The organism is Mesorhizobium sp. M3A.F.Ca.ET.175.01.1.1 (assembly GCF_004791945.1).
Taxonomy (GTDB): domain Bacteria; phylum Pseudomonadota; class Alphaproteobacteria; order Rhizobiales; family Rhizobiaceae; genus Mesorhizobium.
In genome coordinates this window covers 391,718-415,299 of sequence record NZ_SRTP01000004.1, presented here as the reverse complement: position 1 = coordinate 415,299, position 23,582 = coordinate 391,718, and the positions used below count along the sequence as shown (strand labels likewise).

19 protein-coding genes are annotated in these 23,582 nt (G+C 65.2%); 5 read left to right on the top strand and 14 right to left on the bottom strand.

Going from position 1 to position 23,582, the window contains the following annotated elements:
• The first annotated feature begins 2 nt into the window (after positions 1-2).
• The 3 genes from EN818_RS13505 (at position 3) to EN818_RS13495 (ending at position 5,001) form a co-directional block, all read left to right on the top strand.
• Positions 3-2,075, top strand: coding sequence for a hydantoinase/oxoprolinase family protein (locus EN818_RS13505; protein ID WP_135904578.1), 2,073 nt, complete (start codon positions 3-5; stop codon positions 2,073-2,075).
• Between the two features lie 3 nt (positions 2,076-2,078).
• Complete coding sequence (locus tag EN818_RS13500) at positions 2,079-3,785, top strand: hydantoinase B/oxoprolinase family protein (RefSeq protein ID WP_095805049.1); 1,707 nt, start codon at positions 2,079-2,081, stop codon at positions 3,783-3,785.
• Between the two features lie 124 nt (positions 3,786-3,909).
• A complete protein-coding gene (locus EN818_RS13495; RefSeq protein WP_095805050.1) occupies positions 3,910-5,001 on the top strand; it encodes a phosphatase PAP2 family protein in 1,092 nt (363 codons plus the stop codon).
• 35 nt (positions 5,002-5,036) lie between these two features.
• Here EN818_RS13495 and EN818_RS13490 read toward each other — a convergent pair whose 3' ends face one another.
• Genes EN818_RS13490 through EN818_RS13465 form a run of 6 tightly spaced genes read right to left on the bottom strand, consistent with a single transcriptional unit; the run spans position 5,037 to position 12,116 of the window.
• Positions 5,037-5,498, bottom strand: coding sequence for a MarR family transcriptional regulator (locus EN818_RS13490; RefSeq protein WP_095805051.1), 462 nt, complete (start codon positions 5,496-5,498; stop codon positions 5,037-5,039).
• On the bottom strand, positions 5,495-6,079 hold the full coding sequence (locus EN818_RS13485) for an amino acid synthesis family protein (protein ID WP_135904576.1): 585 nt from the start codon (positions 6,077-6,079) through the stop codon (positions 5,495-5,497). The genes EN818_RS13490 and EN818_RS13485 overlap by 4 nt, the downstream gene beginning before the upstream one ends.
• Complete coding sequence (locus tag EN818_RS13480) at positions 6,072-6,953, bottom strand: hypothetical protein (RefSeq protein WP_095805053.1); 882 nt, start codon at positions 6,951-6,953, stop codon at positions 6,072-6,074. Before EN818_RS13480 ends, EN818_RS13485 begins: the two co-directional genes overlap by 8 nt.
• Entirely contained in the window at positions 6,950-8,494 is a 1,545-nt protein-coding gene (locus tag EN818_RS13475; protein ID WP_095805054.1) for a 6-hydroxynicotinate reductase, read from the bottom strand. Before EN818_RS13475 ends, EN818_RS13480 begins: the two co-directional genes overlap by 4 nt.
• Positions 8,491-11,259 (bottom strand): molybdopterin-dependent oxidoreductase, encoded by a 2,769-nt coding sequence (locus EN818_RS13470; RefSeq protein ID WP_129553549.1) that lies wholly within the window; start codon positions 11,257-11,259, stop codon positions 8,491-8,493. The genes EN818_RS13475 and EN818_RS13470 overlap by 4 nt, the downstream gene beginning before the upstream one ends.
• Positions 11,256-12,116 carry a xanthine dehydrogenase family protein subunit M gene (locus tag EN818_RS13465; protein WP_095805415.1) on the bottom strand — a complete coding sequence of 287 codons (861 nt, stop codon included), beginning with the start codon at positions 12,114-12,116 and terminating at the stop codon, positions 11,256-11,258. The genes EN818_RS13470 and EN818_RS13465 overlap by 4 nt, the downstream gene beginning before the upstream one ends.
• Before the next feature lie 253 nt (positions 12,117-12,369).
• Here EN818_RS13465 and pncA point away from each other — a divergent pair, with 253 nt between their 5' ends.
• Both pncA and EN818_RS13455 read left to right on the top strand, forming a co-directional pair.
• Positions 12,370-12,984: a bifunctional nicotinamidase/pyrazinamidase gene (pncA, locus tag EN818_RS13460; RefSeq protein WP_095805055.1), complete on the top strand. Its 615-nt coding sequence runs from the start codon at positions 12,370-12,372 to the stop codon at positions 12,982-12,984.
• Between the two features lie 34 nt (positions 12,985-13,018).
• Positions 13,019-14,443, top strand: coding sequence for a sodium:proton antiporter (locus EN818_RS13455; RefSeq protein ID WP_176478335.1), 1,425 nt, complete (start codon positions 13,019-13,021; stop codon positions 14,441-14,443).
• A 235-nt stretch (positions 14,444-14,678) separates the two neighbouring features.
• On the opposite strand, the gene EN818_RS13450 is transcribed toward EN818_RS13455, so the two are convergent.
• The 8 genes from EN818_RS13450 to gcvA all read right to left on the bottom strand — a co-directional run bounded on the left by EN818_RS13450 (position 14,679) and on the right by gcvA (position 23,499).
• On the bottom strand, positions 14,679-15,422 hold the full coding sequence (locus EN818_RS13450; RefSeq protein ID WP_245420302.1) for an ABC transporter ATP-binding protein: 744 nt from the start codon (positions 15,420-15,422) through the stop codon (positions 14,679-14,681).
• On the bottom strand, positions 15,415-16,143 hold the full coding sequence (locus EN818_RS13445) for an ABC transporter ATP-binding protein (RefSeq protein ID WP_095805057.1): 729 nt from the start codon (positions 16,141-16,143) through the stop codon (positions 15,415-15,417). Before EN818_RS13445 ends, EN818_RS13450 begins: the two co-directional genes overlap by 8 nt.
• Positions 16,140-17,102, bottom strand: a complete 963-nt coding sequence (locus EN818_RS13440; protein WP_095805058.1) for a branched-chain amino acid ABC transporter permease — start codon at positions 17,100-17,102, stop codon at positions 16,140-16,142. Before EN818_RS13440 ends, EN818_RS13445 begins: the two co-directional genes overlap by 4 nt.
• Entirely contained in the window at positions 17,099-17,980 is an 882-nt protein-coding gene (locus EN818_RS13435) for a branched-chain amino acid ABC transporter permease (RefSeq protein ID WP_135904574.1), read from the bottom strand. The genes EN818_RS13440 and EN818_RS13435 overlap by 4 nt, the downstream gene beginning before the upstream one ends.
• Before the next feature lie 107 nt (positions 17,981-18,087).
• Positions 18,088-19,392, bottom strand: a complete 1,305-nt coding sequence (locus tag EN818_RS13430; RefSeq protein WP_095805060.1) for an ABC transporter substrate-binding protein — start codon at positions 19,390-19,392, stop codon at positions 18,088-18,090.
• 139 nt (positions 19,393-19,531) lie between these two features.
• Positions 19,532-20,977 carry a hypothetical protein gene (locus tag EN818_RS13425; protein ID WP_095805061.1) on the bottom strand — a complete coding sequence of 482 codons (1,446 nt, stop codon included), beginning with the start codon at positions 20,975-20,977 and terminating at the stop codon, positions 19,532-19,534.
• A gap of 67 nt (positions 20,978-21,044) precedes the next feature.
• Entirely contained in the window at positions 21,045-22,349 is a 1,305-nt protein-coding gene (gene pncB / locus EN818_RS13420; protein WP_095805062.1) for a nicotinate phosphoribosyltransferase, read from the bottom strand.
• A gap of 175 nt (positions 22,350-22,524) precedes the next feature.
• Positions 22,525-23,499: a transcriptional regulator GcvA gene (gcvA, locus tag EN818_RS13415; protein WP_095805063.1), complete on the bottom strand. Its 975-nt coding sequence runs from the start codon at positions 23,497-23,499 to the stop codon at positions 22,525-22,527.
• Positions 23,500-23,582 lie beyond the last annotated feature (83 nt).

Sequence of the window (23,582 nt, the reverse complement as noted above, 5' to 3'; positions counted from 1 at the left end):
CGATGAATGAGAAATTTTCGGCGTCGGCGGGAAGTGTCGTTGCCGGCGTCGACGTCGGCGGCACCTTTACCGATCTGCTTTTGATCGACGGCAAGGCGGGCGGGAAGGTGCATATCGCCAAGACGCCGACCACGGTGGAAAATCAGGCCTTTGGCGTGGTCTCGGCGCTGGCCGCCACCGGTTTCCCGGTCGATGGCATCGACCTCATCGTGCACGGCACGACGACCACCACCAATGCCGTGCTGGAGCGCCGGCTGGCGCGGACCGGCATGATCACCACGCGCGGCTTTCGCGACGTGATCGAGCTTGGCCGGCGCACGAGGCCGCAAGCCTATGGCATGACCGGCATCTTCGTGCCGGTCATCCCACGCGATCTGCGGCTCGAAGTGTCGGAGCGGGTCGAAGCCTCGGGCGCGGTGCGTGTGCCGCTCGACGAAACGCAGATGCGCGAGGCGGTGAAGCGGCTTCTAGACGCCGGCTGCGAATCGCTCGTCATCCATTTCCTGCATTCCTACGCCAATCCCGCGCATGAGCGGCGGGCAGCCGAGATCGCGGCAGAGCTTTGGCCGAATAGTCACATCACCAGCGGCCATGAACTGCTGTCGGAAGCACGCGAGTTCGAGCGCGGCGTGACCGCCGCGGTCAACGCCTCGGTGCAGCCGATCCTGGAACGCTATGTCGAGCGGCTGCGCGCGGAATTGGCCTCCAAGGGCTATGCCCGCGACTTCCTGATCATGAACGGCAATGGCGGCATGATTTCGGCCCGTTTCGTCACCCGGGAATCGGCGAAGACGGTGATGTCCGGTCCGGCTTCCGGCGTGATTGCCGCTGCCTACACCGGCAAGCGCGCCGGTTTCGGCAATCTCGTCACCTACGACATGGGCGGCACGTCGACCGACGTGGCACTGATCCGCAACGCCGAACCGGCCGTGTCGAACGAGATCGAGATCGAGTATGCGATGCCGATCCACGTGCCGATGGTGGCGGTGCACACAGTCGGCGCCGGCGGCGGTTCGATTGCGCGCGTCGATGCGGCCGGGCTGATCCAGATCGGCCCGGAAAGCGCGGGCGCCAATCCCGGGCCGAACTGCTACGGACGCGGCGGCATGGAACCGACGATCACCGACGCCAACCTGGTGCTCGGCCGGCTGGCGCCGAACAAGCTGTTGGCCGTCGACAATCCGGCGACCGTCGAAAGCGTGACTGCAATCTTCGCGGACAGGATCGGCAAGCCCACCGGCCTCTCCGGCGTCGAGGCGGCGGGCGCCGTGCTGAGGCTCGGCAACATGAAGATGGCTGGCGCCATCCGCATGGTTTCGGTGTCGCGCGGCCACGACCCGCGCGATTTCGCGCTGTTCGCCTTCGGCGGCGCCGGCCCTCTGCATGCGACGGCGCTCGCACGCGAGCTTGGTCTGCCACGAGTGCTGGTGCCGGCCCGGCCCGGCATCACCAACGCGCTCGGCTGCGTCGTCGCCGACCTGCGCCACGACTTCGTCAACACGGTCAACCAGCCGGTGGGCAGTCTCGACGAAGCAAAGCTTCGCGAATTGTTGGAACGGCACCGGTACGAAGGCGAGGCGCTGATCGCCAAGGAAGCGGTGAAGCCGGATGCGATCCGCGTGACGCACTCCGCCGACATGCAGTTCGTCGGCCAGACCCACATCATCAACGTGCCGCTGCCGTCGTCGTCGGTGACGCGGACGACACTGCAGCAGCTGTTCGAGAAGGCCTATTTCGCGCGCTTCAAGGTCGAACTGCCGGAAATCCGCGCCAACCTCGTCAATCTCAACACCTCGGTCACCGGCGTGCGGCCGCAGGTCGACCTGTCGCGGCTGATCGACCCGGCGGGGCGCGCGGCAACGCTTGACGAGGCAAGGCGAGAGATCAGGCCGGTCTGGTATCACGGCGCCTGGCGCGAAACACCGGTCTATGCCCGCGAACAGCTGCCGCTCGACGCCGTCATCGAGGGGCCGGCGATCCTCGAGCAGATGGATGCCACCACGGTGCTCGAACCCGGCGACCGGGCGCGCTCGGACGCCGACGGCAACATCGTCATCGACATCGGCGAGGCCTGAACAATGGCCGTCGAAGCAGCAAAGCTCGACACGATCACGCTTTCGGTGCTGCAGGCGGCCCTGCAGCAGGTCTGCGACGAGATGGATTTGACGTTTTCCCGCGCCGCCTTCTCGCCGGTCATCGCCGAGGCCAATGACCGCTCCGACGGCATCTATTCGGCCGCCGACGGCTCGCTCGTCGCGCAAGGCAGCCAGGGCTTGCCGGTGTTCGTCGGGGTCATGCAATATTCGACCAAGACGGTGATCGAGATGATCGCCGACGGTCGCTGCCTGGCGCCGGAGCCCGGCGACATCTACATCGTCAACGACCCCTATCTCGGCGGCACGCATCTGATGGACGTGCGCTTCGTCATGCCGGTCTATCGCGACGGAAAAATCTTCTGCTGGCTATCCAACACCGGTCACTGGCCGGACATCGGCGGCTCGGTGCCGGGCGGCTTCTCGGCTTCGGCCACGGCGGTCGAGCAGGAGGGCCTGCGGCTGCCGCCGGTGAAACTGTTCAAGAAGGGCGCGCTCGATCCAGAGATCTACGCCATCATCTGCTCGAACATCCGGGTCGCGGACCAGCGCATCGGCGACATCCGCGCGCAGGCGGCGGCGCTGCTGATCGGCCAGGACAGACTCAATGAAATCCTGGATCGTTACGGCGACGAAACCGTTATCGAGGCGATCGCGGAACTGCGCCGCCGCGCCGCCGAGCAGATGCGCGCCTCGATCGCGGTCATACCGGACGGCGTCTACCGCTCGCAGGCCTTCGTCGATTCCGACGGAGTGGTGAACGAGCCGCTGAACATCAATCTGACCGTCGAGAAGACGGGCGACACGCTGACCTTCGATTTTGCCGGTTCGTCGAGACCCTGCGCCGGGCCGATGAACAGCGTGCTGGCGACGACCTTGTCATCCGTTTACCTCGCCATGCGCCATATCTTCCCGGAAGTGCCGATCAGCGCCGGCGCCTTCGAGCCGCTGGTCGTCAAGCGTCCGGAGGGCACTTTCCTCGACGCCAAGTATCCGCGGCCGGTGTCGGGCTGCGCGGCCGAGGTTTCGCAGCGTATCGCGGAAGCCGTGTTCGCGGCCATGGTGCAGGCGTTGCCGGAGAAGGTGACGGCCGCGCCCGCCGGCTCCAGCGGCAACTTCGCGCTCGGCGGCAACGACCCGGCGCGCGGGCGCGACTACGTCATGTATCAGATCTCCGGCGGCGGCTATGGCGGCAATGCCGGCCATGACGGCTTGAGCAACGGCTGCTCGACCATCGGCATTTCGAAGTCGCCGCCGGTAGAGATCATGGAGCAGGCCTTTCCGGTGCTCTACCGGCATTATGCGCTGCGCGAAGGTTCCGGCGGAGCGGGCAAGCATCGCGGCGGTTTCGGGCTTGCCTATGAGGTGGAGATCCTGCGCGGAGAGGCGCGGGCCTCCTTCGTCATGGACCACGGCCGCTTTGGGCCGCAGGGCGCGCTCGGCGGCAGGGATGGCGCGCCGAACAGCGTGACGGTGTTCCGGGGCGGCGAAGCGCATGTGCCGCCGCATCTGTCCAAAGAACAAGACATCGCGCTCAAGGCCGGCGACCGCGTGCGCGTCGGCACGCCAGGCGGCGGCGGCTATGGCGACCCGCGGGAGCGTGATCCGAAGCTGATCGCGGAAGATGTCAGGCTTGGCTACTATACCGCCGAGCAGGTCAGGGACGAATGGGGCCTTGATCTCGAAAAGTGAATTCGCGGTTATCTCACGCGAGACCAAGCAGTTGCCCAAAGGCGCCTCAAAACCAAGCTACCCGGATAAGGAGATATTAATTCTGCACCCATAGATGAAAAGGTGAACAGCGCTGGGGGCGTTCATGGACTTATCCAGTGGGGTAGCGGGGCATGCCATCGTGCCGGCTCAGACTGGCCGGCCGGTGGACGCCACAAAAGTCGACACCGTCTCACGCAGACTGCTCGCTCTGTGCCTGCTTTATGTCCTTGGAGCGGCTCTGGCCTGGCCTTCGGCATACGCCGACGTGGCGCAGATGTATTTGTCGGAACTGGCTGTCCGGGGATCATTCTCATTCCTCGTCATGATCATCCTGGCGGCCGTGATCCTGTCACCGGACGCGCCGGTCGGGTTCATGGTGAGATTGTTTCGCTCGAACGGGCTGCGGGCGGCACTTGTCGTTGTGATCTTCATTCTGTCGCTTGCGGCGTTCACGACGTGGAAGGTGAACATACCGGACATCGTGCCATTTTATTGCGACAGGGCTCTGGCCGATATCGGGGAGTTCCTGCACGGCCAAGCGCCATGGCGGATCGCTCACGCATTCGATTCCGACACCTTGGCGATGCTGGTGGCGGTCGCCTATGCCAAGATCTGGTTCGTCGAATGGTTCGGTTTGCTGTTCTTTGCGGCGCTAGGCGCCAATCAGTTGGTGCACCTGCGCTATCTCACCGCTCTTGCGCTTGTCACCATGGTGGTCGGAACCCTTCTGGCGACGCTGTTTTCCTCCGTCGGACCGATCTTTTACGATGAGTTTCTTGGCGGCACCCGCTTTGCGGAACTCGTGGAGGTGTTGAAGCAGCGACCGGGCAACCAGCATGTGCTGCTCTATTCCGACTACCTGCTCGACAGCTACAGGGCGGACCTGCCGGCTCTTGGCACCGGCATATCCGCCATGCCCAGCATGCATGTGGCGATCGCCACTTTGAACGCGTTCTATCTTGCGCGGCTCAACCGCTGGCTCGGCGTGGCCGGATGGGCATTCGCGATCTTCATCCTGTTCGGTTCGGTCTATACCGGCTGGCACTATGAAGTCGACGGCTACATCGCGATGCTGGTCGTCGCCGTGATCTGGCATCGCACCGCGGGCATAGAAGCCAAACTCGGCGCCGCCGGTTCGATGCCGGCATTGCACCCCTCGCCGGAAGCTCTAGCGGGCGCGAGTCCTGCGGGCTGACATCCTGGATGCGGCATTCCGCGCACGGCATCCGTTCACGCCAGCTTCGCCAGCAGCCTCAGGAACGTCGCGACTTCCTTGGCCGAGAGCGGCGCCAGCGTTTCCTCGGTGATGGTGCGGGCAAGCGGGATCAGCCGCTCGATCGCCTCGCGACCCTCGGCCGTGAGATTGACCAGCAGCCGCCTCTTGTCGACCTCGTGCTTGGAGAGCTCGACCAGGCCGCGTGCCTTCAAACGGTCGATGACGCCCTTCACCGTGGCGGCATCCATGGCGATCAGCGTGCCGAGCTGGTTCTGCGAGGTCTCGCCGATGTCGTGGAGCTTGGCCAAAGCTGCGAATTGCGGTGGCGTCAGATCGGCGATGTGGGCCGCGAAGATGGCGACATGGCGCTGATGGGCCTTGCGCAGGATGAAGCCGACCTGATCCTGCAGATGATAGCCGTTCTCGTCCGGCTCTTCGGCCTCGACCAGCCGCAGCAGATTGTCCTCGCCGCTCACCGCAGTCCGTCCCATGCCTTGATGTCGCTCGCAGCCAGCCCACCCATGCGGTCATGGATACGCGGGCCGCAGGTCATGGCGAGGCAGAACAGGATCTCGTCGGCACGCGGGCCGTCGCTGATGCCGACCTCGATCGCGTCGAAATGGCTGCGCACATAGGCGGCGTTGATGTGCCCGAGCGGCACGTCGAGCCGCGATCCGAAACCGCCGACCTTCTTCGCCGAGGGCACGATCGCCTTGGCGTCGCCGAGCCGCTCGCGCATGGCATAGCCGCCCGGCACGTGCCACAGCGCGCCGTGCTCGACCTCGCCGGCGGAACCGACGATGGCGCCCTTGCCGTAGCCGTCGATCTTCTTCACGTCGCCGCCCAACGCGGCGATCAGTCTGTCGGTCAAAAGCAGCCCGAGCGGCTTCAGGTCCTCCATCGCGCTCTGCAAATCCTCGACATAACGCCCGGCGAATGGATTCCTGACCACGGCAAGGGCGGCGGCGCGGCGGCGTGGCTCCTTGGCCACCGGCCCGCCGTCGTGAAAAATCTCCTCGGTCAGAACCGCGACCTTGCGGATCGGAAAGTCAGGCATGAGCAGTTTCCTTCACCTTATGCTTGTTGGGCGCGGCCAGCGCCACTGAGCCACTGATGCGGGATTGGCCCGCGAGAAACAGCGCCGATGCGGCAATCAAGCCGCGCCGGCGAAAATCTTCGGCGACGGCAAGGCCGTTGTCCAGCGCGCGAGTCACCTCGCGAGGCGAAAGCGCGCCGACGCCTTGCGTCACCAGTCGCTCGCCGAGATCGCTGTCGGGCACTAGATCGCATGCGCGCACGCGACGGATCGCCGGATGGCCGGGGAGGTCGACGGCGTTGGCGATTAGCGTTGCCGCCGCATCCGCCTCGGCGCCGGTCCGCGCAAGCACAGTGACGGCGTCGGCAATGCCCAGCGAGAAGGAACGGCCGCGCCAGCCACTGGTGGCAACGCCGCGCACATGATCCTCAGCGCGAACAGCGATGCGATCGGCAAGGCCGTGCCCGGTGCCGGCAATTGCCAATATCATCGACTGTGTCCGGCCGAGATGGATGGCGCTGTCGCCGCCATTGTTGACGTAAGCGCGATCGAGGCGGCGGCCGGCAAGCAGCGCGGCCAGAATTTCGTCGGCTACCGAACCGGCAACGGCTGCCATCGGCGTGATGAAGGTTTCTGCCAAGGGCACCACGGAAGCCTCCATGCGCAGCGCCGTCGGTCCGGCGAAAGCGCGCGGCCGCAAAGATGCAGGTCGGCGCAGTTCGGGGAGCTCCTCGACCAACTCGGTCAGGATCGTCTGGAAGCGGGTGACGGCCTGGCCATAGGCGGCCCTGCGCTCGTCCTCCTCGCCGAAGGCCTCGATGACTAGATCGATCGGTCCATGGTTGAGATGGAGCCGCCGGCCATCGGCGAGCCAATGCGCCTGCGGGCCGTTCATTGCCCGGCCTCGCTGGCCCGGGCGCGGCGCAGTTGCGCCAGCGGCGGCCAGGGATTGCCGGCCGGCGCGCCGGCACCACGGCGCGGGTTGAGGTATTCGCCGCCTCTGGCAAGAATGTCCTCGACGCTGCGGATCTCGCTCTCGTAGCCGCCAAGCCTGACATAATCGTCGCGGCGCATGGTGAACTCGATCGGCGCCACCAGCGCCGGCGTCGGCACGTAACCGAAGGCGCCTTCCGGCACGCGAGTGACGTCGACCATCAGCGTGATGCCGCCGCCCGGCCAGACATAGACCGGCGCGCCGCCGACCGTGACATAGGTCTTCAGGCCCTGCACCGAGCGGGTCAGGTTGACGGGGTTCTCGGTGACACCGGCGCGCAGCGAGCCGCCGGCGCCGCCGATGAAGAGAACCGTGCACAGCGCCGGCTCGCAATTGTCCTCGATGAGGCCGACGGATTTCTGCAGCCGTTCGGGGAAGGGCCTTTCCACCGGTTTGAGCTGGTCGTCGAGCTCGTAATACGCGAACTGCTCGCCGGTGGTCGAAACCATGAGCAGCGACAGGCCGGGACGGGCGCCTTTCTTGGCATTCCAGTCGCCCAGGATCGACAGCGGATCGGAAATCGTGGTGCCGCCCCAGCCGAGGCCTGGCTCGGAGACCTTGAAGTAGCGGCCGGGCGTCGAGCGGCGGCCGATGATTTTTATCCCCGTATCCTGCCAGCCCAACACCTTGCCGGCCTGGTGCTCGGAGACGACCCCGGTGATGTGGTCATCGACCACCACCACCTCGTCGACCAGCCCGCGCCATTGCGTGGCGAACATGCCGATGGTGGCCGAGCCGCAGCCGACGCGCATGCGGTGCTCGACCTTGCCGTCGATGACCGGCGCCTTGCCCGCCTCGACGACGACCGTCGCGCCGCCGTCGATGGTGAGCTCGACCGGCTTCCTGTTGCACAGATTGAGCATTGCATCGCAGGTGGCGCGGCCCTCGGCTTTCGAGCCGCCGGTCAGGTGATGGACGCCGCCCAGCGACAGCATTTGCGAACCGTATTCGCCGGTGGTGACATGGCCGATCGCCTCGCCCTCGGAACGCACGGTTGCCGTCTCGTCGCCAATGTGGCGGTCGGTATCGATCTTCACCTTGACGCCGCAGTAGGAGAAGATGCCTTCGGTCACGACCGTGACGAGATCGACGCCTTCGACCTCCTGGCTGACGATGAAGGGCGCCGGCTTATAGTCCGGATAGGTGGTGCCGGCGCCTATTGCGGTGACGAAGCGGCGGCCGGTGTTGACCAATTCGCCATTCCAGGCTTCGCCCTCGGCAACGAAAGGCACGACCGCGCCGCCGGTCTCGGCCGCATGATCGAGAATGGTCAGCGGATCCATGCGCACGATGCGGCCGCCGACATTGCCGTAACGGTCGCAGGCGCCGGTGCGGCCGTCGGCGATGTAGCACATGACCGGGCAGGCGTCGCAGCGGATCTTTTCCGCCACCTGCTTCTCGCCGGGATCGTGGGTTTCGAAACGTTCGGCAAGCTCGCTCATCTGCGTGCCTCCTTTTCGCGGATCGCCGCCAGGATGCGGCTCGGCGTCGCCGGCACCTTGGTGACCAGAACGCCGGCAGCATGACGGATGGCGTTGAGGATCGCCGGCGCCGTCGGGATCAGCACATGCTCGCCCAGGCCCTTGGCGCCGAAGGGTCCTTCCGGATCCGGAACCTCGACCAGTATGTGCTCGATCGGCGGCACGTCGCCGATGGTCGGGATGAGGTAGTCGTGCAGGTTCTCGGTGCGGCCGGGGATATATTCCTCCATCAGCGCCATGCCGATGCCTTGCGCGATGCCGCCCTCGATCTGGCCCTCGACCAGCAGCGGATTGATCGCCTTGCCGACATCGTGGGCGGCGGTGATCTTGATCAGCTTGACGATGCCCAGCTTGAGATCGACCTCGAGCTCGGCGATCTGCGCGCCATAGCCATAGACGGCGTAGGGCTTGCCCTGGCCCTTGGCGTCGAGCGGCAATGTCGGCGGGTCGTAGGTCTCCTCAGAGACGAACACCAACCCGTCGGCATCCATCTTCAAGCTCGACAGATCGACACGCCGGGTCGCCTCGCCCTCGCGGATATTGAGGCTGGCCCCCTCGAGCGCGATCGTCGCCTGTCCGGACACATTGGCGAAGCGCAGGATCTTTTCGCGCAGCGTGCGGCCAGCCTTTTCCGCCGCCTTGCCGGTCACGAAAGTCTGGCGCGAGGCGGATGTCTTGCCGGCGTCGGGCGTGATGGCGGTGTCGGCGCTCTTCAGCCGGAATTTGTCCAGCGGCAGCCCGAGCGCGTCGGCGCAGATCTGCGCGATCACCGTGTTCGAACCCTGGCCGATATCGACGGCGCCCTGGTGCAAAACGACGTCACCGGAAGCCGAAATGCCGACCTTGATGGTCGAGGGATTGGGCAGCGAGGTGTTGCCGCAGCCATACCAGCAGGAGGCGACGCCGACACCACGCTTGCTTGCCGTGCTGGCAGCGTTGAAGGCTTCCGATTCCGCCAGCGCGCGCTGCCAGCATGGGCGCAGCGCTTCCAGGCAATCGCCGATGCCAACCCCGGACGCAAGGTGCTGACCGGTGACTGTTTCGGAACCGTTACGAAGGCAATTTTTCAAGCGAAAATCGAGCCGGTCCATGCCGAGCTTGTCAGCGAGTTCGTCATAGAGGGTCTCCTGCATGATCGTCGCCTGCGGCACGCCGAAACCACGGAAGGCGCCGGCGATCGGGCCGTTGGTGTGGATGGCGCGGCCTTCCGCCCGGTAGTTCGGCGTTAGATAGGGACCGGAGGCATGCACCGGCACGCGGTTGGCGACTGTCGGTCCCCAACTCGCATAGGCGCCGGTGTTGAAGTCTCCCTCGAAAATCATGCCGATGACGCGACCCTCGGCATCCGCGCCGATGGTCGCCTTCATCTCGGCAGGATGGCGCTTGGTGGTCGACATCATCGATTCGTTGCGTGTATAGGCGAGCGCCGCCGGGCGTCCCGTCTTCATCGCCACCAGGCCGATCAGCGGCTGCAGCGATACATCGAGTTTCGAGCCGAAACCGCCGCCAGTGGCGGTCGGCACGATGCGCACGTTGTCGACAGGAAGGCCGAGCACCTTGGCGGTGTCGTCACGATCCATATAGGGTGCCTGCGTGCAGGCGACGACGACCAGCGTGTCGTCATCCATGTAAGCATAGCCGGCTTCCGGCTCGATGTAGGCGTGCTCGACAAACGAGGTCTCGATGGCGCCGGACACGGTGACGGCGGCGGCGGCAAGCGCTGCGTCGGGGTCGCCGCGCTCGACGAAGCCCGATGTGAGCAGGTTCGCCGGCCTGTGCTGGTGGATCAGCGCCGCGCGCTCGGCTTTCGCCTCGTGGGGCTGCAGGACATGCGGCAACTCCGTCCAAGCGATCGGGAAATCGGTCAGGTCGAGATCGAGGATCGCCTCACGCTCCCCGGCGACAAGCGCCACCGCCTCGCCGCGGAAACGGGCGAAACCTTCGGCGAGGGCCGGCTGGTCGGCAAAGGGACCGATGACGCCGAAGCAGTTCTTGCCGGCAATGTCGGCGGCGGTGAAAACGCCGGCAACGCCGGTATGGGCTTTGGCCCAGGCCTTGATATCGCCGAAACTGAAGCGGGCATGGTAGTGCGGGGAGCGGACCACGAGAACGGCCAGTGCGTCGGCCGGGAAGGTGTCGCCGCCAAATTTCTCGGCGCCGGTAACCTTGGGCAGGCCGTCGAGCCGGATGAGCGAGGCGCCGACAGCGCGCCCGGCCTCGGGCAAGCGATGGTCGACGCCGTTCATATGCTGCCAGGCATCCATCACCGCCGCGACGATTTTCCTGTAGCCGGTGCAGCGGCAGAGCACGCCGCCGAGCGCGTCCTGGGTTTCGGCCTCGCTCGGCGTGGGATTGCGTTGCAGCAGCGCTGTTGCGGATACCAGCAGGCCAGGCGTGCAGATGCCGCATTGCGCGGCGCCGTGTTCGAGGAACGACGCCTGCAGCGCGGAGAGCCCGCCATTGGCGAGGCCCTCGACCGTGGTGACTGATGCACCGGACACCGAGGCCGCCGGCACAAGGCAGGCGCAGACCGGATTGCCGTCGACCAGCACGGTGCAGGCGCCGCAATCGCCGGCGTCGCAGCCGACCTTGGTACCGGTCAGCCGCAACTCGTCGCGCAAGACCTGCGACAGCCGCCGCACAGGCGGCACAGACACGCTGACCGCAGCGCCGTTGACCTCGAAGGCAATGTCGGCACGTTCCATGCTGGAATCGGTGAGGCTCATGCCGCCGCCTTGGCGCCGCCACCGACGCCGGCGGCGGCACACACAGCACGGGCCACGATCTCGCGCGCCGCGTGCTCTCGATACTCGGCGCTGCCGCGCACATCCGCAATGGGAGAGAGCTCATCGACCGGTGCGGAAAACGCCGCATCGGCGAGCGCTGGCGTGACGGCTTGGCCGCGCAGGGCCGCCTCGACGCCCTCCAGACGGCGGGCGACGGCCGAACAGGCACCCACGGCGATTGCCGCATCCGCGACCACGCCGCCCTCTGTCACGAGCCGAGCCGCAGCCATGGCGATGGAGATGACGAGATAGCGCCGGGCGCCGAGCTTGACGAAGGAAGATGCGCCGGCGGCGGAGCGCTTCGGAATACAAATGGCGGTGACCATCTCGCCGGAGTGCAGCGCGGTGCGGCGGTTGCCGAGGATGAAGCCGTCGAGCGGCAGATGCCGTGTCTGCTGCGCCGATCGCAACTCGACCTCGGCATCCAGCACCATCAACGCCGGCACACCATCCGCCGCGGGCGAGGCGTTGCAGAGGTTGCCGGCAACGGAGGCGACGTTCTGGATCTGGACGGACCCCACTTCGCGGGCGGCTGCCTTCAGCGCGTCGAACGCCGGCGGCAGCGGCTGGCGCACGATATCGGTCCAAGTGGTGCGGGCGCCGATCCGCCAATGCTCTTCGGTCTCGACGATGCCGCGCAGCGCGGCCAGTCCGTTGATGTCGAGGATGTTGTCGCGAAAAGGTTTTGCGCCCTGCGCGGGATAGAAATCCGTGCCGCCGGCGAGGATGCGCCAGCTGTCCTCGCCAAGCAAAGCGAGCGCCTCGTCGACCGTGGTGGGTTTCGCGTAACGGATCACGCTTTGCCTTCCCAAAAAGGGGCCTTTCCGAGGGAACCTGCCGGCCTCCAGCTCGAGCAAATTCATTCGTATGCAAATGATATCAACTTCGCCGCGATTGTCAAAGCGATGTGGGCGCAAGAACCTGTCCCGATCCAGAGCCACGGCTTTGTTATGCCTTAGAGGTTGACGCCGCCGGCCATCTGATCAAGGTTCTGCCTCCGGTCGCGTCAGCGGCATTTTGCTGGAGCCCAGCCCAACGAGAGGGAGCCCCATGGCCGAGGAAGCGCTCATCGTCATCGACCTGCAGAACGACTTCTGTCCCGGCGGCGCGCTGGCGGTCGCCGGCGGCGACGAGATCGTGCCCTTAGTCAACGACCTGATCCGGCGGTCCGAGCATGTCGTGCTGACGCAGGACTGGCACCCGGCCGGCCATTCGAGCTTCGCCTCCAGCCATCCGGGCAAGCAGCCCTTCGAGGCCGTCGAAATGCCTTACGGGCCGCAGACGCTTTGGCCGGACCATTGCATCCAGGGCAGCCTCGGTTCCGATTTCCATTCAGGCCTCGCCTGGACCAAGGCCGAGCTGGTGATCCGCAAAGGTTTTCGCACGGCAATCGACAGCTACTCGGCTTTCTTCGAGAACGATCATACGACGCCGACGGGCCTCGCCGGCTATCTTAAGGAACGGGGGATCGAGGCGGTCACTTTGGCAGGCCTTGCCACCGACTTCTGCGTTGCCTTCTCGGCGCTCGATGCGGTGAAGCAGGGCTTCAGGACGACCGTGCGGCTCGACGCCTGCCGCGGCATCGATCTCAACGGGTCGGTCAATACGATGCTCTCACGCATGCGCGATGCCGGCGTGATGCTCGAAGACCATTTGGCGGACTGACCCGACTGTGAGGCATCGAGGGAGCTTCACAGACATGGCGGGAGCTTTGGCTGCGGGCGCGATTGCCGCGGCCATGACGGTTTTTCCGCAACCAGCCTTCGCCGCCGAGGCGCACGACCTCCCCGGCGCCGCGATGTCGCTCTGGTGGGCGCTGCCCTTTGCGGGACTGCTGCTGTCGATCGCGACAGGACCGTTATTGTTTGCGCATCTCTGGGAGCACCACTACGGCAAGATCGCCGCCACCTGGGCCGCACTTGCCGTCGTTCCGCTTGCTCTTGCCTTCGGCCTCCCGTCGGCAAGCGCGGCGGTGCTGCACACGGTGCTTACCGAGTATCTTTCCTTCATCATCCTTTTGTTCGCGCTGTTCACCATTTCCGGCGGCATCCTCGTTGCCGGCAACATTCACGGCACGCCGCTGGTCAATGCCGGCCTGCTGCTTGTCGGCGCGATCCTGGCCTCGGTGATCGGCACGACCGGCGCCTCGATGATCCTGATCCGGCCGATCCTGCGCGCCAACGACAACCGGCCGTTCAACGCGCATGTGGTGATCTTCTTCATCTTCCTGGTGTCCAACATCGGCGGCTCGCTGACGCCGCTCGGCGACCCGCCGCTGTTCGTCGGCTTCCTGCGCGGCGTCGACTTCTTCTGGACCACGGTGCACATTCTGCCCGACACGCTGTTCGTCGGCGGCCTGGTGCTCGCGGTGTTCCTGGCGATCGACATTCTCTTGCACCGACGCGAGGCCGGCGCGCCCAAGATCAAGGACCCGACCCCGGACACCAAGGTGCGCATCCGTGGCCTGCCCAATGTGCCGCTGCTTGCCGGCGTCATCGGCGCGATCCTGCTATCCGCGAGCTGGAAGCCGGGCGTTAGTATCCCGGTCCTCGGCGTTCACCTCGAGCTGCAGAACGTCGTGCGCGATGCAATCATCCTGATCACCGCCTTCGTCTCGCTCGCCGTCTCGCGCAAGGAGTATCGCGCCGCGAACGGGTTCAACTGGGGGCCTATAGCCGAGGTGGCTAAGCTCTTTGCCGGCATCTTCATCTGCATCGTGCCGGTCATCGCCATCCTGCGGGCCGGGATGGACGGCGCGCTGGCGCCGCTGGTTTCGCTGGTCACGTCGGCCGATGGCCAGCCCAATGACCTCGCCTATTTCTGGCTGACCGGAGGGCTGTCATCCTTCCTCGACAACGCGCCGACCTATCTGGTGTTCTTCGAGCTGGCCGGCGGCGATGCGCAGCACCTGATGACCGAGGCCGCATCGACGCTCGCCGCAATTTCGGCCGGCGCCGTGTTCATGGGCGCCAACACCTATATCGGCAATGCGCCGAACTTCATGGTCTACGCCATTGCCCGACACAGCGGCGTGAAGATGCCCGGCTTCTTCGCCTACATGGCTTGGTCGGGCCTGGTGCTGATTCCGGCCTTTTTGATCGCGGGATTTTTGTTTTTCGGGTGAGCTGAGCTATTCAACTTCCACCGCCTGCGCCGCCGCTCATCTGGCTGCCGCCATCTTCTCCCCGTGAACGGACAGAAGGGCACTGTCATCGCCGACGCTGTAGAATGGGCGCCGAGGCCGCAGCCAGCCTCTTTCTCCCCGTTCACAGACCGTTCACAGGGAGAAATGCCCGGCAGGGGCCATGAGGGCAGCCCGACGCTCGAAGAATCTTGGCACGGACAGCGAACTCGACGCCTTATCCAACCCCCACATATCGCCGGACTGCCGACGGATCGGCACGCAGCTCCTCGACGTCGACCGTCTCGCGGTTGCGGCCGTTCTCGATGAAGCAGACGCGGTCGGCGACCGACAGCACGGCGTCGACGCGCTGCTCGACCAGGACCGTCGAGACGCCGAGCCCGCGCAGCTTGGCCACCGTCTCGCGGATCTTGGCGATCATCGACGGCATCAGCCCTTCGGTCGGCTCGTCGAGCAGCAGCACCTGCGGCTCGAGGCAGAGCGCGCGCGCCATGGCAAGCATCTGCTGTTCGCCGCCGGACAGCGTGCCGGAACGCTGTTTCAGCCGCTCCCTGAGCAAGGGGAAGAGATCGAGCACTTTGTCGCGCGTCGCCTTGCCCTTGCCGCGCGCCATCAACCCGATCTCGATGTTTTCCGCCACGCTCATCTCGGCGAACAGCCGCCTGCCCTGCGGCACATAGGCGACGCCGGCCTTCGGCACGTCATGCGCGGCAAGCCCGGTCAGCTCCTTGCCGTCCAGCCTGATCGAGCCGGCCGCCGCCGGCACCAGTCCCATGATCGCCTTCAGCGTCGTCGTCTTGCCGGCGCCGTTGCGGCCGAACAGGCAAAGCACCTCGCCCTTGTTGAGGACCAGGTCGAGGCCGTAAAGCACCTGGACCTCGCCGTAGAAGCATTCGAGCCCGGATATGGAGAGCAGACCTTGGTCGACCATGAGGGGATCGACCATGAGCGGATCAGCCATGGGTCGCTCCGAGATAGGCATCCTGGACTTGGGCGTTGGCGCGGATCTGCTCCGGCGTGCCCTCGGCGAGAATCTTTCCCGAATTGAAAACCGTGATCCGGTCGGCAAGCTCCATGACCACCGGCATGTTGTGCTCGATGAGCAGCACGGTCGCGCTCTTGGCGATGTCGCGCACCAGCTCGATGAAATTGTCGATCTCGCTGTCGGCGAGGCCTTGCGTCGGCTCGTCCAGGATCAGCAGACGCGGCTTCAGCGCCAGGCCCATCGCAACTTCCAGCAAGCGCTGATGTCCATAGGATAGGTGCCCGGCAAGCGTTCCGGCGCGGTCAGCAAGCCCCGTGCGCTCCAGCGCCGCCATGACGCCGGTCCTGACCGCGCCCTTCGAGCGGCCGTCGGTCAGCGTGCGCTGCACCGGCAGCGCGACATTGTCAAAGGCCGTGAGGTTGGCGAGGACGCTGGTGATCTGGAACGTATAGGCGACGCCGAGGCGAACCCTGCGATAGGCCGCCATGCTGGTGATATCGGCACCATCGAAGAGGATCATGCCTGAGCTTGGCTGGATGCGGCCGCTGAGCAGGCTGACGAAGGTGGTCTTGCCGGCGCCGTTGGGGCCGATGATGGCGCGAATTTCGCCAGGCATCAGGGCGAAATCGACGCCATCGACGGCGCGCAGGCCGCCGAAATGGCGCGACAGCCCCTTGGTGGTGAGCAGCGGCATCATGGCAACCACCCGAGCCAGCGTTGGCGAATGCTGCCCAGAATGCCCTTCGGAAAGAACAGCACAAGCAGAATGAGCGCGATGCCGACGATCAAAAGATAGGCTGAGGTGAAGCTGCTGGCGATGTCGGTGACGTAATACATGAACAGCGTGCCGACGAGCGGCCCCAGCGCCGTCGCGGCGCCGCCGAGCAGCACCCACAGCAGCGGCAGGATCGAATATTGCACCGAGGCGAAACTCGAGCCGATATAGCCGAACAGCAGCGCATAGGCCGCGCCGGAGGCAGCGCAGATCGTGCCGGACAAGACCACGGCGGCGATCTTGTTGGCGACCGTATCGTAGCCGAGCATCTTGGTGCGCTCCTCATTCTCGCGAATGGCGACCAGCACGCGGCCGAAGCGGGAGCGGACGACGGCAAGGGAAGCGATCAGCACGAGCGAGAACAGCGCCAGCGCGCTCATGTAGCGCACGTTGGGGTTGGTGAGGTCGAGCGAGGCGCCGCCGAAGCTCAGCGTGCGCGCCGCCTGCTGGATGACCAGGCCCTGGTCGCCGCCGGTCCAGGCGGCAAAATACAGGATCAGCAGATAAAAGATCTGCGCGAACATCATGGTGACGATCATGAACGCCACTCCCGATGTGCGCAGCGCAAGCAGGCCGATGAGCAAGGCGAGCAGCGCGCCGCAGGCGATCCCGGCAATGAAGGCTTCCGGTACGCCCCAGCCGAGATGATAAACGGTCAACCCCGCTCCGTAGAGGCCGGCGGAAAAAAACATGGCGTGGCCGAGGCTGAGCAGGCCGACATAGCCGAAGAGCAGATTATAGCCCGTGGCGAAGACTGCGAGCGTCATGATGCGGGCAAAGAGACCCTGATGGTAGTCCGGCAGAATGAAATTCAGCACGAACAGAAGCGCGATGACGCCGATATGCAGCGCATAGATTTTTGCCGGCGAAGTCTCCGTCATCGCGGCGTCGTCCCGAACAACCCTTGCGGCCTGAACACCAGCACCATGGCAACCACCAGCGTGGCGATGATCTTGGCCAAAGTCGGCGAGAAGAACACCGAGATGATGCCGTCGGAGAGGCCGATCAGGATGGCGGCGATCACGGTGCCGCGCAACGAGCCCAAGCCGCCGATGATGACGACGATGAAGGACAGCAGCAGCGGGTCCTGCCCCATCAGGTAATGCGCCTGGCTGATCGGCACGATCAGCACCGCGGCGGTCGCGGCAAGCATGGCGCCGATGGCGAAGACGCCGGCATAGACGCGCACGACCGGGATGCCGAAGGCCTGCGCCGTCTCGCGATCATACTGGGTGGCGCGCATGACCAAGCCGATTTTGGTGCGGGTCAGCACCAGCCAGGTCAGGACGAGCAGCAGCGCGGAGGCGGCAACCACCGACAGCTTGTAGCCGGAATAGCCGAACCACGGCAGCAGGATGCGATAGCTGAAGGGCGGCTCGACCGGGCGCGCCTCCGGCCCGTAGAAGGTCAGCGCCAGCTGCTGGATGATGTAGAGCATGCCGATGGTGGCGACGATGGTGCCTTCAGGATTATAATTCAGCCGGCGCAGCACCAGCCGTTCGGCGATCAGCGCGACCAGCCCGACCACCAGGGGCGCGATCACGAGCGCGGCCACGAAGCCGATCGCCGGATGGCCCGCGATCATCGTCGAGATCGCCCAGGCAAGCACCGCGCCCAGCATGAAGAACTCGCCATGTGCGACGTTGACGACGCGCATGACACCGAACACCAGCGACAGCCCAAGCGCCGTCAGCGCCAGCACGGCGGACGTGACGAGGCCTTCGAGCGCGGCAAGGAGGAGATGGGGTCCGAAATGCATGGATTACACACAGGCTGGCGCCGAGTGCACCCCCCTCTGCCCTGCCGGGATGTCCGGCAGGACAGAGGGGGGTGGCTTGGCGCTCACGCTCGGTGAAACGTCAACGCTCACAGCGGCTGCGTCGTGTAATCCCCTTCCGGCTCGTAGAGGCCGTCCTCGATCTTGGTCTTGTGCACCACCTTGAGCTTGCCGCCCTCGACCTTGGAGATGTTCTGGATGCCGAAGCATTGGTGGATCTTGCCGTTGAAGGTTTTCGGACCCTGCGGATGCTCCGGTCCCTCGGCGAATTCGGTCAGCGCTTCGGTGGCCTCGACCAGCTTGGCGCGGTCTTCCGGCCCTTTGTAGCCGGCGTCCTCCATCGCCTTCTTGACGACGTAGAGCGTCTCCCAGCAGCCGAACATGTGCGAAGCGGTGGAGACGTCCTTGGGATCACCGACGGCGGCGCCGTTGTCGTCGATGCCGACGGCGGCGCGGTAGGTCTTCTGTGCGGCGGAGTCACCGGGCTGCGCATAGCGCGGCGAGCCCTCCCAGAAATGGCTGCCGTCGAGGAACTCGAGACCGGGGCTGTTGATGTCGGTCGCCTCGAGCGAGTCCATGAAGCCGAACAGCTGCGGACGGTTCGATCCGTAGAACTCGCCGAGCTCCTTGACGAAGGTGAGCACGGCCGGGCCGACCATGACGTGGTAGATCACCTCGGTCTCGGCCGGAATCTGCGGGAAGTATTTGGTGAAGGACGACTCCGTCGGCGGGATGGCGATCTGCGCGATGACGTCGCCGCCTTGCGCCTTCAACGCCGGCGGCAGGTAGTCGCGATGGTCGTAGCCGAAGGCGAAGTCGGGGAATATCTGCGTTACCTTCTTGCCGGCATTGGCGGCGATCCAAGGCGCCATCGACTGGATCTGGCTCTTCACATCGGTGATGCCGGGCTGGAAGACGTAGCGATTGAGCTTGGTCGAGGCGACATGATGGCCTTCGCTGACCACGAAATAGGGGATCTTGTTCTCGCCGGCGGCGGGGGCCGAGCCGATCACGACATGCGAGAACAGCGTGCCGAAGACGATGTCGGTCTTGTGCTGGGTGGCGAACTTGGCAACCACCTCGGCGCCGCGGGCGGGATCGGTGCCGTCATCCTCGATCACCAGCTCGACCTGGCGGCCGCCTATGCCGCCGGCGTCGTTGATCGCCTTGACCGCGGCGGCGCTCGTCTTCTCGTACCAACGGCCGTAGGCGGCGCCGATGCCGGTGCGGTGCGACTGGAAGCCGATCTTGATCGGCGCCGAGCTCTGCGCCTGGCTATAGCGGACGAAGCCGGGCGCAAGCGCAAGGCCGGCGCCGGCGGCGATGCCCTTCAGCGCGGTGCGGCGGGAAAGCCTTGTCTTGGAGAGGTCGAAGAATCCGTTCTTGTCAGCCATGTCCGTTCCCCTGTTTTTTCAGTTCTGACCAGCGATAAGGCGGCGCGATCCTCCTCTGTCGGAGGACACGAAAATTGCATGTGTACAAACTAAATCACCAAAGCTCCGACGTGGCAAGCGAGCTTCCCGAAGGACACTCTCAGCCCGCTGTCGGCGTGGCGAGCAGCCATAGGCCGAAGATGGTGTAGGCGATCATCAACAGGGTCAGCGGAAGCTGGCTGAGCGCGGCGCGCGAGGGCTGCGGATGCAGCCGCCAGGCGAGGCCATGCGCGACAAGCACGGCCAGCACATGGCCGGCAATGATGACGCCAGCCTGAACATTCCACAGCCACCAGGCCGACGCGGCGCCGGCGGCGACGCCGGCCTCGACCAGCCTGTCGGCGGTGCCGAACAGGTTCCAGCCGAGCGCGAACGGATCCGACAAGGCGACCAGCGCATATTGGCCGTCGACCAGCAGCGCGGTCAGGTAATGCGCGATGTGATAGGCAAGCGCGATCGGAACGATCGACCACACCAACAGACCGGCAGATTCCTTGAACGAGCGTCCACCGACAAGACGCTGGCCGAGAAGAACGGCGAGCGCGAACACGGCCGCGAGCAGGACGAAGGTGAGCACCAGGCCGAGGCTGCCGATGCCGATCAGCGCGGTGCGACCGGGAAACTCCAGCGGATTGACGCCGAACAGGCCAAGCCAGAAGAACGTCTTCGACAGGCCGTCGAAGGATACCGAGGACAGCGCCAGCAACAAGAAGGCCATGCCGCTCAGCGGCAAGGGCTCGGCGGCGAGCAGCTTCGCGCCCGGCCAGCAGAGACTGAGCCGGCCTTCTTCGCGCTGAACAGGCGCGAAGCGGGCGACCATGGAAAAGAAGATGGTCAGGAATTCGCCGCGCCGGCTCCAGTCGCCATAGCCAAAGGCAAGCATGGCGACGAAGCTGAGCAACCAGTAGGCGCCGGCGGCCGAGGCCAGGCGGGAGGGATCGTCGGGCGCCGGATCGATCAGCTCGAACCAGGCGAAGGCGAAGAACAGCACGAAAGCCGGCCAGACCCCGAACCATCTCGGCAGGCGTAACTGTTGTGTTCCGTCGCCCGAAAGCCGGAAGAGGCGAGCAGCGACACGCCACGGTCCGTACCAGGGATTGAGCCATGACCAGAGGTCGCCGAACACGCCTTGCAGCAGCGTGAAGCCGGCCCAGAGCAGGGTCCAGATCACCAGCGGCAAAGGGTTGGAGAGCGGGTCACGACTGCCGAACAGGCCGGCAGCGATCAAAAGTGCAAAGCCGGCAAAAGAAAGCAGGCTGACGATCGTGCGCGGGCTGTCTGCGAAGACGAACAAGGCGAGGCGTCTGCGCCAGAAGCGGTCGAGGGCGGCAGGCGGCAGCAGCGCGAGAGCGAGGAAGCTGACGGCCACGGCCAGCGCACCGCCGGCGATGTAATAGCCGGTCGGCAGAAGCAGGACATGGCCGCGGTCGGAGGCGTGGGCGAAGGCGGGGGTGGGGAGGACGAGGGCAGCGACTACTGCGAATGTCCAAGGGCAGTTATCTGCCGAGTCGAGATCCTTCGCACCCCCCTCTGTCCTGCCGGACATGTCCGGCAGGACAGAGGGGGGTGGGCGGGAACTCAAGCTATGCGAGATTTCCATTTGGCTGGCGGTCTCACACCTTGACCAGCTGCCTCACCCGATCCTTCTCGCCAAAGATCTGGAGATACCGTTTGATCTCCTTCTCGTCGCCCGTCGCCTTGGCCGGATTGTCCGAGAGCTTGACCGCCGGCCGGCCGTTGGCTTCGCTGACCTTGCAGACCAGCGAGATGGCGTCGAGGCTGTTGGTCTCGGTCGGCGCGCAGCCTTCGAAATCGTTGGTGAGGTTGGTGCCCCAGCCGAAGGACATGCGCACCTTGCCCTTGAAGTGGCGATAGGTCTCCTCGATGGTCTCGACCTCGAGACCGTCGGAGAAGATCAGCAGCTTCTGTTTCGGGTCCCTGCCCTTCTCGCGCCACCAGGAGAGGATCTTCTCGCCGCCTTCGATCGGCGGCGCGCTGTCGGGGCGGAAGCCGGTCCAGTCGGCGATCCAATCCGGGGCATCGCGCAGGAACGCAGATGTGCCGAACGTGTCGGGCAGCACGATCAATAGATTGCCGCCATAGTAGCGCTGCCAATCCTGCAGCACCTTGTAGGGCGATTCTTTCAGTTCCTTCTCGGAATTGGCGAGAGCGGCAAACACCATCGGCAATTCATGCGCATTGGTGCCGAGCGCCTCCAGGTCGTTGTCCATGGCCAAAAGCACGTTGGAGGTGCCGGTGAATGCTTCGCCGATGCCTTCCTTCAGCGCCTCGACACACCAGCGCTGCCACAGGAAGGAGTGGCGGCGGCGCGTGCCGAAGTCGGAGATGCGGATGCCCGGCAAGGCTTTCAGTCGCTCGGTCTTGTCCCACATCTTGGCCTTGGCGCGCGCATAGAGAACGTCGAGCGCGAACTGGCCGAAGGAGCGCATGGCGGCGCGCGAGCGCAACTCGTTGATGATGGCGAGCGCCGGGATTTCCCAGAGCGTCGTGTACATCCAGGGGCCGGCGAAGGAGAGCTCGAACTGGCCGTCGCGCTTCGAAAGCTCGTATTCCGGCAGCCGGAAGTTCTCCAGCCAGGCCAGGAATTCCGGCTCGAATATCTGCTTGCGGCCGTAAAAGGTGTTGCCGCCCAGCCAGATCATCTCCTTCTTGGAAAAGCGCAGGGTGCGGGCATGGTCGAGCTGCTCGCGCAATTCGCCCTCGTCGATCTCGTCGGCAAGCCGCACCGAGGTGGTGCGGTTGATCAGCGAAAAGGTGGCTTCGACCTTGGGGTACATGCCCCAGATCATCTGCAGCATCAGAAGCTTGTAGAAGTCGGTGTCCAGCAGGCTGCGGACGATCGGATCGAGCTTCCAAGTGTGGTTGTAGACGCGCCGCGCTATATCGGTCTTTGCCATGTCCTGCCGCCGCCTTCGCTGTTCGCTCTAGCTTCTTGTTTGAGCAATTCCCCGGAGGGAACCTGCCAAACACATTTCCTGGAACTGCTCCGAAAGCCTCTTAGCATCCAATTTTCGAAAGTTCTGCTCGGTTTGCGGGCTGGCCCGACAAAAAGCAACCGGGCAAGTCCAGCGATCAGGACGATGTGCGGGCGCCGATGACCTTGAGCGCTGGGCGTTTCCTGCGGCTGGGCAGGCGGCCGGCGACCGGCGCATCGGCGCGGCCTTCGTCCTGTTCCTTCTCGGCAAACAGCCAGTCGATGAAAAGCTGGACGATCGGCGTCAAGCGCATCTCGTTGCGGCAGACGACGTAGAAGTCGTCGACCGCCGGCACCGATAGCGTGAAGGGTGCGACGAGCATGCCTCGGGCGAGCAGGGCACGCGCCGTTACCGAGTCCCCCAGCGCTACGCCGTGCCCGTGGACGGCGGCTTCCGCCGCCGTGCGTGCGTCGCCCAGATGATGGCGGCGGCCGCGTTCCAGATCGAGCGCATCGGCGGCGGCCAGCCAGGTGTGCCATTCGCGGCCATCGTCGCCATGCAGGAAGACATGGTCGGCGAGGTCGCGAACGCTGCGGATCGGACGGTTGTTGATCAGCGTCGGGCTGACCACGGGAAACAGTTCGAGGCCCGACCATTTGCGCATCCAGCAATCCGTCCAGCTGCCATCGCCATAGTGCACGCAGACGTCGATGTGCGGGGCGCGGATGTCCCTGGCATCGTTGGACGGCATCAGCGTCAGCCGGATGTCCGGGTAGCGGGCGGTGAAGGAGCCCAGCCGCGGCGCCATCCACAACAGAAGCAGCGCCGGAACGCAGGAGACCGAGAGCGTGCCGGCGCTGGCGGGCCTCGTCATGCGCTGCGTGGCGGCAGCAATGCCGTCGAAGGCCGCCGACACGGCCGGCAGGAGCTCGGCGCCGTGCGGCGTCAGCTTGACCCTCTGGCCGGCCCGCTCGAACAGGCTGACGCCGAGCGACTGCTCGAGCGCCTTGATCTGGTGGCTGATGGCGCCGTGGGTGACATTCAATTCACCCGCGGCCTTGCTCAGCGAGGCATGGCGCGCCGTCGCCTCGAAGGCGCGCAGCGGGTTCAGCGGCGGCAGGCGTTTGGGCATCGGCAATCACCAGAAGGTTGTGAGATTTTCTCACAATGATCACCCTAACAATATCAATTGATTTTTGAAAGCAGCTGCCCGAC

Bases quoted from the DNA above. Each gene is read 5' to 3' on its own strand.
- EN818_RS13505 (WP_135904578.1), top strand. From the start codon at position 3: ATGAATGAGAAATTTTCGGCGTCGGCGGGAAGTGTCGTTGCCGGCGTC.
- EN818_RS13500 (WP_095805049.1), top strand. From the start codon at position 2,079: ATGGCCGTCGAAGCAGCAAAGCTCGACACGATCACGCTTTCGGTGCTG.
- EN818_RS13495 (WP_095805050.1), top strand. From the start codon at position 3,910: ATGGACTTATCCAGTGGGGTAGCGGGGCATGCCATCGTGCCGGCTCAG.
- EN818_RS13485 (WP_135904576.1), bottom strand. From the start codon at position 6,079: ATGCCTGACTTTCCGATCCGCAAGGTCGCGGTTCTGACCGAGGAGATT.
- EN818_RS13480 (WP_095805053.1), bottom strand. From the start codon at position 6,953: ATGAACGGCCCGCAGGCGCATTGGCTCGCCGATGGCCGGCGGCTCCAT.
- EN818_RS13475 (WP_095805054.1), bottom strand. From the start codon at position 8,494: ATGAGCGAGCTTGCCGAACGTTTCGAAACCCACGATCCCGGCGAGAAG.
- EN818_RS13470 (WP_129553549.1), bottom strand. From the start codon at position 11,259: ATGAGCCTCACCGATTCCAGCATGGAACGTGCCGACATTGCCTTCGAG.
- pncA (WP_095805055.1), top strand. From the start codon at position 12,370: ATGGCCGAGGAAGCGCTCATCGTCATCGACCTGCAGAACGACTTCTGT.
- EN818_RS13455 (WP_176478335.1), top strand. From the start codon at position 13,019: ATGGCGGGAGCTTTGGCTGCGGGCGCGATTGCCGCGGCCATGACGGTT.
- EN818_RS13450 (WP_245420302.1), bottom strand. From the start codon at position 15,422: ATGGCTGATCCGCTCATGGTCGATCCCCTCATGGTCGACCAAGGTCTG.
- EN818_RS13445 (WP_095805057.1), bottom strand. From the start codon at position 16,143: ATGATGCCGCTGCTCACCACCAAGGGGCTGTCGCGCCATTTCGGCGGC.
- EN818_RS13440 (WP_095805058.1), bottom strand. From the start codon at position 17,102: ATGACGGAGACTTCGCCGGCAAAAATCTATGCGCTGCATATCGGCGTC.
- EN818_RS13435 (WP_135904574.1), bottom strand. From the start codon at position 17,980: ATGCATTTCGGACCCCATCTCCTCCTTGCCGCGCTCGAAGGCCTCGTC.
- EN818_RS13430 (WP_095805060.1), bottom strand. From the start codon at position 19,392: ATGGCTGACAAGAACGGATTCTTCGACCTCTCCAAGACAAGGCTTTCC.
- EN818_RS13425 (WP_095805061.1), bottom strand. From the start codon at position 20,977: ATGTCCGGCAGGACAGAGGGGGGTGCGAAGGATCTCGACTCGGCAGAT.
- pncB (WP_095805062.1), bottom strand. From the start codon at position 22,349: ATGGCAAAGACCGATATAGCGCGGCGCGTCTACAACCACACTTGGAAG.
- gcvA (WP_095805063.1), bottom strand. From the start codon at position 23,499: ATGCCCAAACGCCTGCCGCCGCTGAACCCGCTGCGCGCCTTCGAGGCG.